Here is a 14,463-nt window from a genome sequence, read left to right on the forward strand (position 1 = left end):
CGGGTCGACATTATTAATTAATAGGAGTATTGATGTTTGGATATTATAGAGTTGCATCAGCAGTAAACAAAACCACCGTAGGCAATCCTGCCAAAAATGCTGAAGAAATACTCACACTTATCAAAGAAGCACATACTAAAGAGGTTTCTGTCATTGTATTTCCAGAGCTGACGCTTACAGGATACACTGCCAGTGATCTTCTTATGAATCAGACACTCATTACTTCTCAAAATAACTCTTTTGAATATATATTAAAAAATATGGAAACTATCAATACCATTGCTATTCTTGGGCTAGCAGTATTTGAAGCAGATAGACTCTACAACTGTGCTGCTGTCATTCAGAACGGAAAAGTGCTGGGTGTCGTACCCAAATCCTACCTGCCCAACAAAAAAGAGTTCTATGAAAAACGTCAGTTCACCTCTGGTCGTGACATTGTAAGATCGACAATCCAACTGCTTGAAGAAGAAGTACCGTTTGGGGTAGACCTGCTCTTTACAGACAAAGCCGACATGACCTTTGGTGTAGAGCTATGTGAAGACCTCTGGGCAGTGACACCTCCTAGCAACCACATGGCAAGCAACGGAGCCAACCTACTTTTTAATCTCTCTGCCAGCAATGAACTCATAGGAAAGCATGAGTACCGTGAAGAGTTGGTACGCACACAGAGTGCCCGATGTATGGCGTCATATGTCTATAGCTCTGCAGGTGTAGGAGAGAGTACGACCGATACTGTCTTTGGTGGGCATGCTATCATCTCTGAGTATGGTTCTACGTTGGTTCAAAATGAGCGTTTTCGTATGGATAGTCATCTCATTACAGCAGATGTAGACTTAGAGAGACTTCGTTGGCTTCGCCTGAATGAGTCTAGTTACTGTGATGGTAGACGCAAAAAGGTACGCACAGTTAAGGTAGATACTCTTCCAAGCATCTCCAAAATAGAACGTGACATCAACCCTGTGCCATTCGTACCTTCACGCTATGCAGACAAAAAGGACCGCTGTGACGAGATAGTCCATATCCAAGCCCACGGACTCATCAAGCGTATGCGTCATGCACACATCAAAAAAGCTGTTATCGGCATTAGCGGAGGACTTGACTCCACCCTTGCCCTGCTCTCTACACATAGAGCCTTTGAGATGATGGGGTGGGATGTTAAAGAGATCATCGCTGTAACAATGCCAGGTTTTGGAACAACTACCCGCACCAGGTCTAATGCTGTACAACTTTGCGAAGCGTTAGGAGTAACATTAAAGACTGTAGACATCACGGACATCTCTCTAAAAGAGTTTGAAGCCATAGAGCATGACAGAGACGAGCACAGTTTAACCTATGAGAATGTGCAAGCTAGAGCAAGAACTTCAATATTAATGAATATGTCCAATAAGGAAGGTGGGCTTGTCATCGGTACAGGTGATTTGAGCGAGATAGCTCTTGGCTGGAGCACCTACAACGGTGACCATATGAGTATGTACGCCCTAAACTCTGGCATACCAAAGACACTCATACAGTACGTCATAGAGTACTATAAAAGTAATGAGAAAATAGCCGATATTATAGATGATATCCTGGCTACCCCTATCAGCCCGGAATTACTTCCTGCAAATGATGATGAAATAGCCCAGGAGACAGAAAGCATCGTAGGTCCCTATGAGTTGCACGACTTCTTTTTGTACCACTTCATCAAGTACGGAGCCAAGCCAAGTAAAATCCTACACTTAGCGACCATAGCGTTTGATACTAAATACGATGAAGAGATTATAAACAAATGGCTGAAAGTGTTTTTAAAGCGTTTCTTCACCCAACAGTTCAAACGTTCATGTATGCCGGATGGCCCTAAGGTAGGTACAATTTCTTTGAGTCCTAGAGCAGATTGGAAGATGGCTAGTGATGTGGACTTTGAGACGTGGTTGGAAGGCTTAGAGTGATTATATATTTGCAATATGCAATAGGTATCTATCTAATTTTACTTTTACTATTGGTTCCTATTTCTGTTGCAAATGGAGATTCAACAGATAAGCTTTTAAAACCATTACCTCTTGCAGTTTCGCTTATTCTTCTATATTATGGGTTTCATCTTATTGTTAATAAGAAAATTGCTGGAAATGCACTATATAAAATGGATTTATCCATGACTCCATACTGGGTGCCATTTTTACTAGGTTCACTTTGTATTGTTGTTGGTTTTAAACTTTTATATGAAGGCTATATAAAATAGTATTTATTTTTCCTGCTTCACAATTAATAATGAATAAACCGTAGGGTATTGTACCCTTACAACACCAAAACTTCAAATACCATACCATAATGTTTTCTTTTTCTGGTTCCCACGTTGTACGTGGTAACCCATATTTCAATTTTAATAAAAAACAATAACTTATTTTAGTGAATATATTGCTGTATGCATTCCCACGCACAGCGTGGGAACGAGAGCATACCATACAATAATATTTCACCATTATAACGTTTGAAAACCTACCTTGCGGGTATTTACAGATAAATTCTGTACATATCTAAAAAATTCATCCAAATTAAAGAGACTAATAAGCACTATTGATCTATCATTAGCTTATAAAAATCATAAGGCAAATGAATGCGTAAAATGTTCAGGCTGGGTACATCTCCAACCATAGGTACACTCATACTTCCCGGTGAACCACTCATCAAAATAGGTGAACGGCTGGATGCTACCATTAAACTGACCATTGAGCCTTGTGACAAGATCATCGCTGGTGTGAAGAACAAAACCTATGAGCTGGGACTGATAGAGTCTCCTATTTTTGATGATGAACTGGTGTATAAAGAGTGGATGGAAGATGAGATGGTAGTCTGTTCACTTAAACCACTGCCTGAAAATTTGGATGAAGAGGATCTTAGTCACTGTACACTGCTTTGCCGAAATACAAACTCTCCTACCCGCGTATTTATCAATGATTTTTTCAATAAAGTAAACCTCTCTTATGAAACATTCTATTCCTTATCAGAAATAGACAATGCCTCAGCAGCCATACAGGGCATTAAATGGTCAAAGCCAAATAAAGAGCACCCCACAGTAGCCATTGTCTCCGAACTTGCTATAGAAGAAGAACTAAAGAAAGATACACTGCATCGTTCTCGCATCAAAGGTAAACCAATGAAACGAAAGTTCTATCTTATCTATGACAGATCAGAGGGAACCCCTCCTTATGTGGAAGATATTATCACCTATCTTCAGGAGGAACAGTAATCCAAGCCAAGATAGTGTAAGATATACATAGATAAAAATGCTATTGACAGATAAGGGATCACATCCATGAAACAGAATGCACCGCTAAAACACTTCACACAAACCGCACTTCAGGGACTCTTCGGGCTTCTTCCGGTAGTGATCATCGTTGTACTGATACTCTGGCTTTACGGGAAAATAGACCTTTTGGTAAACTGGGCATTCAGGCTCGTAGGATTCGCACCGCAGAAGCATGAGTTTCTATGGTTCCTTCTGGTTATTATTGTTTTTATATTCCTGCTTTACATTATTGGTCACCTGATGAAAACCAGACTTGCAGGATTTTTGGAATCCCTGCTTGAGAAGATACCCGGCTACTCCACCATTAAGGACATTATAGGTATCTTCAACTCATCCAAAGAGGGGGAAAACCAGGTACTTGTCGTTGCCATACGGGGCTTTGCCGCGGAAGGGTACAATATAGGACTTATGTACTCACAAAAGGAGAGCATCATCAAAGACCACTACACGGTCACACTCTCCATGTCCCCTATACCCAACGGCGGATATATGTTTGAGGTACATAAGGACAACATCTATGTCATAGACACAGCCACTTTTGATGATAACCTCCAATACCTGCTCTCTATGGGTGTAAAGAGTTTTGCCCAGATCGTACAGATGGAGCCTAAACCTTTGGAAGAATTGGTACTGTTAACCCAGTGGTTAACCAAACACCAAAAATAGGCAATCAAAAAGTGCTATAATAAAATAAAGGGTATCTCCAATAACTCTAAAGATAATACAAAGGAGCACTTATGAAAAAAGAATTAAAAGAGATCATTGAAGAGTCTAAGAAGTCACTTGAAAAAGCTGAAGAAAAAATAGAAGGACTGAGTGAAGATCTTACAGACGATGCCAAAGCCTTCTGGGGTGATCTGAAAGAGCGTTTTACGCAAGTTAACGAAAAACTTAAAGATGCCTATCATGAGTTTGATGATGAATCCGAACTCCAAGCCAATCTCAGTATGATGGAAGCACGTGAGAAATTGGAAAAAGTCAAACATACAGCAGAGAACTTCGCACTGAAAGCCTCTAACAAGACCAAAGACACTCTTGACATTGCAGCACTTAAAGCACATTTAGCAAAAATGGAAACTGAAGACAAGTGGGAAGAGACAAAAAAAGAGCTCTCTCACAAGTATGCCCAGTCTAAAGTGGATGTAGAAAGACTGGCCAAAAAAGCCGGTCAGGAGATTAATGATATTTTCCTCAAACTGACAGAGATCGTATAATGTATTACCTGTCTAAATGGCTTTTTATCAGTTTGATCCTGTTTGCGTTTAGCGGTTGTGCTACATCGAACCTGAGTTACAATAACCGTTATGTAACATTGCAAACAGACAAAAAATTTGTACAACTTGACGGTAGACTCATCAGAGTACACAGTGAGGGTTTTGGCAGCCTCTACCTTACACAGAAAGTACTGCGTTTGGCAGAGGGGAACATTGTTGTTTATGAAGATGCACAGACCGATTCACTCTATGAGTTTGAACCAGGTATTACAAGAAGTATAAAGGTTATCTTTGATTCCAGACGTACTGCTATTATTTATGCCAAAAACCATCTTTTTGCTTATCAACTTCTGTTACAAAATGGCAGAGTACTTAATGTCATCGCCCAACAGGATTACTCACAGCGTCTTAGAATACTTTATGGCATGAGCTCTGCACAACTTGATAAAATACTCAAAGCTTTAGATCCGAATGCACGTCATGCCTACTATAGAAATGTGATCACCCTGCATAAAGCAGACAGTGCCATATTGAGTAAGTGGAATGTACAGAAAGTACATTTTTATCCTCTTGTCTCACCGCTTCCAAAGTTGGGAGCGATATAGTACTTCTTTGAGAAGTGCTATTTAACTATAATTACTATAAAATCCTCTTATGCAAAAAAACCTGCCTTATCTAGCCATCGCCATTGTTCTGCTTTATGCACTCTACAATGCCAAATTCCACAGTGTACAAAAAATCCTACCAAAAATAAATATCAATTATAGCAAGCACATCAAAGAGCATGGACATGTAAGCCATACGCAAGAGGAACTTGCGAGAATACAGACTCCCCAATATCTCAAAAACTATATTATCGGTGTTATTAATCATGGTTCCAACCAGTTTAATTTTCCAGGAGGAGAGATGGAAGGTGGGTTTGCCTCTGCCAAAGATGCCCCAAAGATCGCCTGTTATGTGATGACATTCTCAGGGAAAAAGTGTAAGAAGTCCTATCCAAATGATGCAGCCATGTTCTACTCCAGTATCTGTGCCGGATGCCACGGTGATGACGGTAAAGGGTTGAACGGATCTTACCCTGACCTGACACAGAAAAAACTTCTGGGTATTCAAAAAAGAGAAAACTTTTTAAAAAGTATCTTGAAAACTCCCTGAAGTAACATTCAACTCACACTATTGTTTTATACTATTCTTGTGATGATTCACAAAAGAATGCTCTTGAGCGTTCCATAAAACAAGGAGATAACGATGAAAATAATAAAAACTTCAGCCGCTGCATTGCTGCTTATGTCTACACTCGCTGTAGCAGGTGGTGACATTGCACCGGTCGAGCCGGAAATTACAACACCTGAGGTAGCAGTGACAACCCCTGCATTAACAGGATTTTATGCAGGTTTAGGATACACCTATATGAAAATGGACAATGCAGGTGCCGCAGGTGATGTCAATGGAAACGGCATTACACTGCTTGGCGGATACAACTTCCATAAATATCTTGCTGTTGAAGGAAGATATTCAACAACGTTGGGTGATTTGAGTGTAGATAACGGTGCAGATGCCGGGGATCTTTCAAATATAGCACTCTACTTAAAACCCCAGTACACTATAAACAGATTTAAGCTTTACGGACTTCTCGGATACGGTCAGGTAACCTATGACAACGGTACAACCGACTATTCGGAAAACGGTTTCCAATATGGTGCAGGTGTAGGTATTATGGCTACAGACAACATTGATGTCTATGTGGATTACACCAGACTGTATGACGATGACGGTTTTGACGGTTTAGCAAATAAAAACATAACTGTTGATGCAGTCAATGTGGGCGTGAACTACAACTTTTAAGGTCTTCCTCCTCCTTTCTTTACTGATATTCCCATTCTGGCATGAATGGGAATATCATGCTATAATCCCTAAAATTCATCACTGGGTAACTATGCATAAGCCACTACTTTTCTTTTTTACATACCGTCTTGTGGGACATTTTGCTATACAGAACAAGATCATGTTCACTAATGAAAAAGCACTGATAAGCACAGGAAATGAAAATACTATCTTCTTCTGGATGTTAAAAAATAATTAATTTTTTTATCAAATAAGCTTAACTCGAAAAAAAGAAGGTACAATTGTCTTGATGAAAGATGAGGTTCGAGTTCATCTCTCGTGTGTTATGTGTGTGTGTAAAACTCTGCAAGACCCCGAAAGACTCTCTTCTTAAATTTTCACAAATTTAAATTACCAAAGGTATAACAATGGCAGAATTAGTAAATGGAACAGTAAAATGGTTCAACGATGAAAAAGGTTACGGATTTATCCAACAGAACGATGGTGGAAGCGATGTATTCGTACATTTCCGTCAAGTAAACAATGACAATGGTGGTCGTGTAACACTTGCAGAAGGTCAAGCTGTAACATTCGAGATCGGTGAAGGTCAAAAAGGTCCTCAAGCTGAAAACGTGACTCCACTTTAGTAGTGAGTCTTTTGCAGGCATCCCGCCTGCAAACCATATTTCCCCTCTTAATAATTTATTTTCAACTCTTTATCATAACTTATCTCAAACAAGACTTCTATTTTTTTAGTCTCATTCGCACCTAATATTATTTTCATCTCTATCTTTCCATTTTTTAACATCTTGTAGTCTATTTTTTTATCAGAATTTATACTTAAAAGTTTTACTTTTATCTCATCTGTAGTTGAAGCCGGTATACGATCGACCAGTGTCAGAGTTTTAGATCTGTCAGACTTATTGGTAAGAGTAAGTACAAAACCATCTTTTTTACGGGCTGTTCCTCCAAATATCCCTGTTTCACGTTCTTTTTGTACGATCGGTTTACGCAGGATCTTTATATCTTCTTCCACTGTGGTATAGAGATAATATTTCCCATGATAATACTCCCCTGTCGCATTCTCATTGATCACTTTCTCACCCTCTTTTATTTTCCATTTGTTGGAATCTATCTGAAATTTCGGTTTGAAAGAGCAGACATGGAAGGCTTTGCTGTTTGCATAGGGATAGGCACGAACTTCACACTCTAAAGGTACTTTCCATTGAAGTACCTGCACATCCAAAGGTACACCCGTAGAAGGCAGTGTAAGATTCTTTATCTTATACTCTCTTGCATCTTCATAGGAAGCTACAGGTGCAGTGGGCTGCTGACTTCCTGCTACACTCTCCTCAGCCATCATTGCCATATCAAGCATGACTTCTTTGCCATTCATCATTTTTTTTGATTTATATACTCTTTTTGGCACAGGAACATACTTGCTTACGATCCATGGATTAAAATGTAGAGGATTGACATATTGATGTGCCGAACGATAATAGAACATTGCTCTGTCTGTTTCTATGTCGATCCCGCTTCTATTAACAATACTAAGATTTTGTATTACCGTAATCTCTTTCTCTTCTATATCTGCTTCATAATTGGTGGAGAAAAAGATATATCCTCTGGGAATAGTAAGTTCCAATGCTTTTTTACATGTTTTGACAGTCTGTAGTGCCTGCCTGGTAGGTGCCTGTTTTTGAAAATCCCTCTGCTTTATCATGACCTCTTTATTGAGCATAGCTTCTTTTTGAGAAAGTTTTGCCTGCTCTTCTCCCACCTGCTTTGCTGTTTCTATAAAATTAGCGGCATCAAAAGAGGTAGGTTTGGGGAGTGAAATGAGTTGATTTAATACTTTTATATTTGATTGCACCACCCTAAGTTCCTGCTCTGAATTTTTTACTGTACTTAAAAGCTTACAAAGTCTCTTGCCTTCAGGACAGCTAGAGAGGGTAGAAAGTGGCACTGCATTTCCTTCACATTTTGCTTTTATCCCTTGGGCAAAGCCGATATAATTTTCTTTAGGCATAGTGGTGTAAATGGTTTGATCCTGATAAACAGCAAGAGAAGAAGCAAAACTTGCACTTCCTCCCAAAAGTAATAATAGTAGTGATCTTGAAAGTATCATAAGTTGTCCTTTATTCCAAACTAGGACAATTATAACAAATTAATCGTGTAGGATTTGTTTTTTATTCTGTAGTGTTTGTTTCTTTCGATTGCGAGAGATAGACTCTGTTTTTTTCCTGTAGATAATCATAGATCGCTTTGACCTCTTCCTCTGTAAGGTAGTAGCGAGGCATGATCTTATGGTAGCTATTAACTGCATGGATCATTGCCTGCAGAGACTCTTTACGAATATCTGAACCTTTGATCGCCTGTTTTCCGTGAATATCACGAAATTCAACAATGGTCGTACCCTCACCACTATCTCCGTGACATTGTAAACAGCTCACACCCCGAGGATTCTGGTACAGCATTTCACCATATTCATAATGTGAAATAAAATCTTCATCTGCATAAATAAATATTGGACTAAGAAGTGAGCATAATAGTAATATCTGTTTTATCACGATTCTATTTACCTTGCCTAAACTATTTTCGATATAATACCCTTAAAAATTTAAAGAGAGTATTATGCAACTCATAGATGGTAAAACCTTAGCCCAAAAAGTACATACATCTGTAGCCAATGAAGTAGAACAGTTAAAACAGGAAAAGAATATTGTTCCAGGACTGGCAGTCATCCTTGTGGGGGATGATCCGGCAAGCCATGCCTACGTCAAAATGAAAGCAAAAGCCTGTGAAAAAGTAGGATTTTACTCTATCTCTCACAATATGCCTGACACGATCTCTCAGGAAGAGATCATTGCAACCATTGAAATGATGAATGCCAATCCTCGTATAGACGGTATTTTGGTGCAGCTCCCTTTACCAAAACATGTCGATACAGACAAAATACTTGAAGTGATAGATCCTAAAAAAGATGTGGATGGCTTTCACGCTTATAATGTAGGTCGTCTGGTCACGGGACTTGACAGCTTCGTTGCATGTACCCCGCTTGGTGTCATGAAAATGTTCGAAGAATATAACATTGATCTTGAGGGAAAAGATGTTTGCGTAGTAGGTGCCAGTAACATCGTAGGCAAGCCGATGGCTGCTTTACTGCTCAATGCCAATGCCACGGTAACTGTGACGCATATTTTCACCAAAGACCTTAAAGCCCATACAAGCAAAGCCGACATTGTAGTGGTAGGTGTGGGTGTCCCAGGACTCATTAAAGAAGATATGATCAAGGACGGAGCAATCGTCATTGATATAGGTATCAACCGTATAGAAAATGGTTCTTTGGTAGGTGATGTAGACTTTAAACATGTATCACCAAAATGTTCTTACATCACACCGGTACCGGGTGGTGTAGGACCCATGACCATTGCAATGCTTTTAAGCAACACCCTTAAAGCTGCAAAGACAAGAGCATAATATGAAAAAAATAGCAAACCACCTCTACAGATTTTCCAGTTCATGGACAGGAACGGTCATCATCGTACTTTTTCTCATATTCTTTGTCGCACAGTCTTTTGTCATTCCAAGTGGATCAATGAAAAGAACAGAGCTCATTGGTGATTTCCTTTTCGCCAAAAAATTCTCATACGGTATCCCCATCCCTCATTTACCTTGGCTTGAGTTACCTCTTCTGCCTGACTTTAACGGTAACGGTCATCTCATAGAAGGTCCAAGACCGCAAAGAGAAGACATTGTCATTTTCCGTTACCCTAAAAATCCAAAAGTGCACTATGTCAAACGTTGTGTTGCTGTGGGTGGAGATGAACTACTCTACGCTGACAAAAAACTGCTGATCCATTTTCATGATCTTACTGACGAAAAGAGCATCAAGTCCAAATACTCTCATGCAAAGATCGTTACACTAAGAGATAAACTCTGGGTTGAAAACCCTTATATGAATAAATATCCGGGTATTCAGTATGTTCCTGAAGGACACAACATTTTCGAAGTACTCTTACAATATTATATTTATAATAAAAAAATAGATGTCATACCTATTATGGTTGACGGACTGGATGCACCTGTTTACTCTATAGACGGAAAACCAATCAATGCACTCTACGCAAAAGTGGAAAAAGACCATTTCTACATGATGGGAGACAACCGTGACAACTCCAATGACAGCCGTTTTTGGGGTTCTGTGCCCTATTCACTCATTGTGGGTAAACCCTGGCTCATCTACATGAGTTTAGAACACCGTTCATACGATCGTGTCTTTAAAGGCGATCAATACGGCAGTGGCAGAGACCATGCAGGACTCAAACGTGTCTGCGGCGATGTAGCCATAGACTCCAAAGCCTGTGAAAAACTCTGGGACAGACAACGCTTTACTGTACGTTGGGGACGTGTGGGAAGACGTATTAATTCTTTAGAACTTGAAAAACCGATCCAGTAATGAATGAAATAGAGATTACAAAGATCATTACAATGGTCATTGCCCTGGCAATCTCCATTATCGGTCATGAGATCATGCACGGATGGGTTGCTTACAAATATGGTGACACCACTGCCAAAAGCCTTGGACGCCTTAAGCTAAACCCACTTGTACATATTGACCCTGTAGGTACCATTCTTGTTCCTGCCATGCTCTTTTTTTCGGGTGCACCCTTCATATTCGGCTGGGCAAAACCTGTGCCTATCAACATCAACACTGTCATTCGTAACGGTGGAACAAAGGCAGCTGTTGCCGTCTCTCTTGCAGGTATTACCTACAATTTTGCACTGGCAGCTCTCTGTGCAGCTATTTTCCCTCTGTTTGCACATCCTACATCGGCAGTGCAGGCTTTCATCGCACTTTTTTTATATCAGAGTATTGTGATCAACGTACTTCTGGGGGTATTCAACCTCTGGCCTATCCCGCCGCTTGACGGCGCAAATGCCATACGTTACCTTGCAGAGGGGATGCATTGGCGTTCTTTTGTAGCCTTTTATGATAAAATATATCCCTATGGTATGTTACTTCTTGTTGCCGTGCTCTTTACGCCTTTGGCAGATTACTTTTTTGAGCCTGTATCATGGATCATCAATTGGTTACTTTAAAAATTAAAACTTAACAAAAGGAAATAGAAAATGTCAAATAAAAAAAAGTTCTACATTGCAACAGATCATGCCGGATATGCAGTCAAAGCCTATGTAAAAGATATCGTCAAAAATCTGGGACATGAGATCATTGACCTTGGTCCCGACTCTGCAGACAGGGTGGACTACCCGGATTATGCAAAAAAATGTACTGAAGCAGTCATTACCGACAAAGGTAGCTTCGGCATTCTCATTTGTGGCACAGGAATTGGAATGAGTATTGCGGCAAACAAAGTATCTGGTATTCGTGCTGGACTCTGCCATGACCACTACACCGCAAAACTCACCCGTCAACACAACGATGCAAATATTCTTTGCTTCGGTGAGCGTGTCGTAGGCAAAGGGGTCATAGAAGATATGATAGAAGCCTTCGCAAACACAGAATTTGAAGGCGGCAGACATGCCGGACGTGTAGCCAAAATAGAAGCAGGCTGCACCTTCGGTGCGGATTTGGGGTAGATACTTTACTACATATCTAAAGGACTAGCCACCCTTCCCTTGTTCATCTCAGCTACCACATGGGTATAGATCATAGTCGTTTCTACTGATTTGTGTCCCAACAACTCCTGAATGCTTCTAAGATCAATACCGCTTTGCAAAAGATGTGTAGCATAGGAGTGTCTAAATATGTGAGAAGTCACACGTTTGTGTACTTGTGCTTTTATGGCAGCCTGCTTAATGTTTCTGCCTAAAGTCTTTTCATGAATATGATGTCGTCTTATCACTTCACTTCTAGGGTCTTTGGCTACATTTTTCATAGGGAACAAGAACTGCCATTTGGTTTCAAATTTTGCATTAGGATATTTGCGTTCCAGTGCGTATGGCATATAGACACTTCCATATCCATCTGCTATATCTTTTTTATGAAGTTCCTCAACCACACCTGCTTGTACCTTTAGACGTTGTTTTATGACTTGTGGTAGTGGAACGGTTCTGTCTTTTAAACTCTTACTATCCCATATATAAACCTTGTCAAATCCAAAGTCTATATCTTTTATGCGTATGCTTAAAGCTTCACTCATACGAAGTCCGCAACCGTACATAAGATATACTATAAGCTGATAGGTTCCCATAAGATTATCTATGACCTTTTTTACCTCTTCTTTGGTCAGTACCTGTGGGATGTGTTTTCTCTCTTGTGCTCTAAGTGCCTGAATGTTCCATTCACTCATATCTACCCCTAACACCTCTTTATATAAAAAGAGTAATGCAGAAAATGCTTGATTCTGTGTTGATGGAGATACTTTTCTTTCAACTGCTAGATGCGTTAAGAATGCTTCTATCTCAGGTTTTGCCATCTCTATAGGATGTTTTTTGTTGTGGTAAAAAATGTAGTGTTTTATCCATCCGACATAAGACTTTTCAGTTTTTATACTGTAGTGCTTCACTCGTATTTTGTCACGAACGATATCGAGTAGTTTTTTCTTTATTTGCATCTTTTCCTCCTTGTAATAGTAGGACAAATGTCCTCTATTGCTAGAAATCAACAATTAGAGGAACACTTTGTCCAAATAACGGCTTGTATCTGACTAAAAGGACATAAGCAATTTTTATAATTATAGGCTTTTTCAAAAGAAAGTAGTAAAAATCTTTCAAATTGTCATATTTTTAGCGATAGCAAGACATTTTTGATATACTACTAATATGAAAAATAAGACAATAGTGGGACATTATGTTCCTCTAATAAATAGTTGTATACTCATGAGTAATAAATATGCTAAAATAACGAAATAAATTACACACTGGAATCCAAATGGAACAATTAAATGTAAAAAAGTTTTTAATTATTAAAAATTCTAAATTTGATATTGGAAGAATTAATATTATTATTGGACCACAAGCAAATGGTAAAAGTCTTTTAGTCAAGCTTTTGTATTTATTCAGAGAAACTATAAGTGAATCTTTTTTAATGTCTGTCAAAAATAATGAATTACAAAGTGCCTTTGTAAAACGTATTGAAACATCTTTTGAAAAATATTTTCCAAAATATACATGGAAAGATAAAGATATTGAAATCACTTATATTCGTGATAATATAGAAATAAAAATTATAAAAACAGCATCTCAAAGAACAATAAAAATTGAATTATCAAAATTTATTACTACTTCTTTTACATCTCTTAAAAGTAATTATAGAAAATTTATGCGAGAGAAAGAAAAAGAAGATGAATATATATTTGATGATTTTTGGGAATTTAAAAATCAATTTATTGATAATAATAAAGAAATGTCAAGATATTTTTCTGAATCAGTTTTTATTCCAGCAAGTAGATCTTTTTTTGCTAATTTGCAAAAAAATATTTTTTCTTTTTTAGCAGAAAATATTGATATTGATCCTTTTATGAAAGAATTTGGTTCAAAATATGAACTTGCAAAAAAGATTTATTCCGACACAAGATTTAATGAAAATATTTTTGAAAAAAATGATTCACATATTAAAATTAAAAATATAGTTGAAAATATATTAAATGGTAAATATCAATATAAGAATAAACAAGATTGGATTGAATCTAAAGGTGAAGAAATAAATCTGGCAAATGCTTCTTCTGGACAACAAGAGTCACTTCCTATGCTATTGATTTTATCTATTTTTCCATTTTTAAATAAAGAAAATCAGAATATGTATTTTATTGAAGAGCCTGAAGCCCATTTATTTCCTACCTCTCAAAAACATATTATTTCTCTTATCGGTTTAATGTACAACTACAATCAAAATAATGTAATTACAACACATAGTCCTTATATCTTAACGGCATTAAATAATTTATTATTAGCTTATGATGTAAAACATGAAAAAGGTGAACAAGCAATAGAAAATATTATTGACAAAGAATTTTGCATAAATTATGAAGATATAAAAGCATATACTATATCTGATGGTAAACTGACTAGTATAATGGATAAAGAAGAAAGATTAATTGGCATGAATGTTATTGACTCTGTATCGGAAGACTTTAGCACTACTTTTGATTCACTTCTCGCACTACAAGATTAATC

17 protein-coding genes and 1 pseudogene are annotated in these 14,463 nt (G+C 38.2%); 15 read left to right on the forward strand and 3 right to left on the reverse strand.

Annotated elements, in window-relative coordinates:
• The first annotated feature begins 32 nt into the window (after window positions 1–32).
• The 10 genes from MVE01_RS00220 to MVE01_RS00265 all read left to right on the forward strand — a co-directional run bounded on the left by MVE01_RS00220 (window position 33) and on the right by MVE01_RS00265 (window position 6,971).
• On the forward strand, window positions 33–1,928 hold the full coding sequence (locus MVE01_RS00220; RefSeq protein ID WP_472560142.1) for an NAD(+) synthase: 1,896 nt from the start codon (window positions 33–35) through the stop codon (window positions 1,926–1,928).
• Complete coding sequence (locus tag MVE01_RS00225; protein WP_472560143.1) at window positions 1,925–2,218, forward strand: hypothetical protein; 294 nt, start codon at window positions 1,925–1,927, stop codon at window positions 2,216–2,218. Before MVE01_RS00220 ends, MVE01_RS00225 begins: the two co-directional genes overlap by 4 nt.
• Window positions 2,219–2,593: 375 nt before the next feature.
• Window positions 2,594–3,226, forward strand: a complete 633-nt coding sequence (locus MVE01_RS00230; protein WP_472560144.1) for a LysR substrate-binding domain-containing protein — start codon at window positions 2,594–2,596, stop codon at window positions 3,224–3,226.
• 66 nt (window positions 3,227–3,292) lie between these two features.
• The gene (locus tag MVE01_RS00235; protein WP_472560145.1) at window positions 3,293–3,952 is read left to right on the forward strand and encodes a DUF502 domain-containing protein; all 660 of its coding nucleotides are present in this window, start codon (window positions 3,293–3,295) and stop codon (window positions 3,950–3,952) included.
• Window positions 3,953–4,023: 71 nt separating this feature from the next.
• The gene (locus MVE01_RS00240; RefSeq protein ID WP_472560146.1) at window positions 4,024–4,500 is read left to right on the forward strand and encodes a hypothetical protein; all 477 of its coding nucleotides are present in this window, start codon (window positions 4,024–4,026) and stop codon (window positions 4,498–4,500) included.
• On the forward strand, window positions 4,500–5,105 hold the full coding sequence (locus tag MVE01_RS00245; RefSeq protein ID WP_472560147.1) for a hypothetical protein: 606 nt from the start codon (window positions 4,500–4,502) through the stop codon (window positions 5,103–5,105). Before MVE01_RS00240 ends, MVE01_RS00245 begins: the two co-directional genes overlap by 1 nt.
• Before the next feature lie 49 nt (window positions 5,106–5,154).
• The gene (locus MVE01_RS00250; RefSeq protein ID WP_472560148.1) at window positions 5,155–5,655 is read left to right on the forward strand and encodes a hypothetical protein; all 501 of its coding nucleotides are present in this window, start codon (window positions 5,155–5,157) and stop codon (window positions 5,653–5,655) included.
• A 93-nt stretch (window positions 5,656–5,748) separates the two neighbouring features.
• Entirely contained in the window at window positions 5,749–6,345 is a 597-nt protein-coding gene (locus MVE01_RS00255; RefSeq protein WP_472560149.1) for a porin family protein, read from the forward strand.
• Window positions 6,346–6,436: 91 nt separating this feature from the next.
• Complete coding sequence (locus tag MVE01_RS00260; RefSeq protein ID WP_472560150.1) at window positions 6,437–6,583, forward strand: hypothetical protein; 147 nt, start codon at window positions 6,437–6,439, stop codon at window positions 6,581–6,583.
• Window positions 6,584–6,752: 169 nt separating this feature from the next.
• Entirely contained in the window at window positions 6,753–6,971 is a 219-nt protein-coding gene (locus tag MVE01_RS00265) for a cold-shock protein (RefSeq protein WP_472560151.1), read from the forward strand.
• Window positions 6,972–7,018: 47 nt separating this feature from the next.
• Here MVE01_RS00265 and MVE01_RS00270 read toward each other — a convergent pair whose 3' ends face one another.
• Window positions 7,019–8,452 carry a DUF4139 domain-containing protein gene (locus MVE01_RS00270; RefSeq protein ID WP_472560152.1) on the reverse strand — a complete coding sequence of 478 codons (1,434 nt, stop codon included), beginning with the start codon at window positions 8,450–8,452 and terminating at the stop codon, window positions 7,019–7,021.
• 61 nt (window positions 8,453–8,513) lie between these two features.
• Window positions 8,514–8,894 (reverse strand): c-type cytochrome, encoded by a 381-nt coding sequence (locus MVE01_RS00275; protein WP_472560153.1) that lies wholly within the window; start codon window positions 8,892–8,894, stop codon window positions 8,514–8,516.
• A 64-nt stretch (window positions 8,895–8,958) separates the two neighbouring features.
• On the opposite strand from MVE01_RS00275, the gene folD reads away from it, so the two are divergent.
• The 4 genes and pseudogenes from folD (at window position 8,959) to rpiB (ending at window position 11,925) form a co-directional block, all read left to right on the forward strand.
• Window positions 8,959–9,804, forward strand: a complete 846-nt coding sequence (gene folD / locus MVE01_RS00280; protein ID WP_472560154.1) for a bifunctional methylenetetrahydrofolate dehydrogenase/methenyltetrahydrofolate cyclohydrolase FolD — start codon at window positions 8,959–8,961, stop codon at window positions 9,802–9,804.
• Between the two features lies 1 nt (window position 9,805).
• A pseudogene (lepB, locus tag MVE01_RS00285) lies at window positions 9,806–10,576 on the forward strand (signal peptidase I); the annotation flags it as partial.
• 206 nt (window positions 10,577–10,782) lie between these two features.
• A complete protein-coding gene (locus tag MVE01_RS00290; RefSeq protein ID WP_472560155.1) occupies window positions 10,783–11,427 on the forward strand; it encodes a site-2 protease family protein in 645 nt (214 codons plus the stop codon).
• A 30-nt stretch (window positions 11,428–11,457) separates the two neighbouring features.
• On the forward strand, window positions 11,458–11,925 hold the full coding sequence (rpiB, locus tag MVE01_RS00295; RefSeq protein ID WP_472560156.1) for a ribose 5-phosphate isomerase B: 468 nt from the start codon (window positions 11,458–11,460) through the stop codon (window positions 11,923–11,925).
• Window positions 11,926–11,933: 8 nt separating this feature from the next.
• Here rpiB and MVE01_RS00300 read toward each other — a convergent pair whose 3' ends face one another.
• The gene (locus tag MVE01_RS00300; RefSeq protein ID WP_472560157.1) at window positions 11,934–12,902 is read right to left on the reverse strand and encodes an integron integrase; all 969 of its coding nucleotides are present in this window, start codon (window positions 12,900–12,902) and stop codon (window positions 11,934–11,936) included.
• Window positions 12,903–13,219: 317 nt separating this feature from the next.
• Between MVE01_RS00300 and MVE01_RS00305 the strand changes: the two genes are divergently transcribed.
• The gene (locus MVE01_RS00305; RefSeq protein ID WP_472560158.1) at window positions 13,220–14,461 is read left to right on the forward strand and encodes an AAA family ATPase; all 1,242 of its coding nucleotides are present in this window, start codon (window positions 13,220–13,222) and stop codon (window positions 14,459–14,461) included.
• Window positions 14,462–14,463: the final 2 nt, after the last annotated feature.

The sequence above is a fragment of the Sulfurovum sp. genome, assembly GCA_026990595.1.
Classification (GTDB): domain Bacteria; phylum Campylobacterota; class Campylobacteria; order Campylobacterales; family Sulfurovaceae; genus Sulfurovum.

Coding starts and splice junctions, on each gene's coding strand:
- MVE01_RS00220 (WP_472560142.1), top strand. CDS start 33: ATGTTTGGATATTATAGAGTTGCATCAGCAGTAAACAAAACCACCGTA.
- MVE01_RS00230 (WP_472560144.1), top strand. CDS start 2,594: ATGCGTAAAATGTTCAGGCTGGGTACATCTCCAACCATAGGTACACTC.
- MVE01_RS00235 (WP_472560145.1), top strand. CDS start 3,293: ATGAAACAGAATGCACCGCTAAAACACTTCACACAAACCGCACTTCAG.
- MVE01_RS00240 (WP_472560146.1), top strand. CDS start 4,024: ATGAAAAAAGAATTAAAAGAGATCATTGAAGAGTCTAAGAAGTCACTT.
- MVE01_RS00245 (WP_472560147.1), top strand. CDS start 4,500: ATGTATTACCTGTCTAAATGGCTTTTTATCAGTTTGATCCTGTTTGCG.
- MVE01_RS00250 (WP_472560148.1), top strand. CDS start 5,155: ATGCAAAAAAACCTGCCTTATCTAGCCATCGCCATTGTTCTGCTTTAT.
- MVE01_RS00255 (WP_472560149.1), top strand. CDS start 5,749: ATGAAAATAATAAAAACTTCAGCCGCTGCATTGCTGCTTATGTCTACA.
- MVE01_RS00260 (WP_472560150.1), top strand. CDS start 6,437: ATGCATAAGCCACTACTTTTCTTTTTTACATACCGTCTTGTGGGACAT.
- MVE01_RS00265 (WP_472560151.1), top strand. CDS start 6,753: ATGGCAGAATTAGTAAATGGAACAGTAAAATGGTTCAACGATGAAAAA.
- MVE01_RS00270 (WP_472560152.1), bottom strand. CDS start 8,452: ATGATACTTTCAAGATCACTACTATTATTACTTTTGGGAGGAAGTGCA.
- folD (WP_472560154.1), top strand. CDS start 8,959: ATGCAACTCATAGATGGTAAAACCTTAGCCCAAAAAGTACATACATCT.
- MVE01_RS00290 (WP_472560155.1), top strand. CDS start 10,783: ATGAATGAAATAGAGATTACAAAGATCATTACAATGGTCATTGCCCTG.
- rpiB (WP_472560156.1), top strand. CDS start 11,458: ATGTCAAATAAAAAAAAGTTCTACATTGCAACAGATCATGCCGGATAT.
- MVE01_RS00300 (WP_472560157.1), bottom strand. CDS start 12,902: ATGCAAATAAAGAAAAAACTACTCGATATCGTTCGTGACAAAATACGA.
- MVE01_RS00305 (WP_472560158.1), top strand. CDS start 13,220: ATGGAACAATTAAATGTAAAAAAGTTTTTAATTATTAAAAATTCTAAA.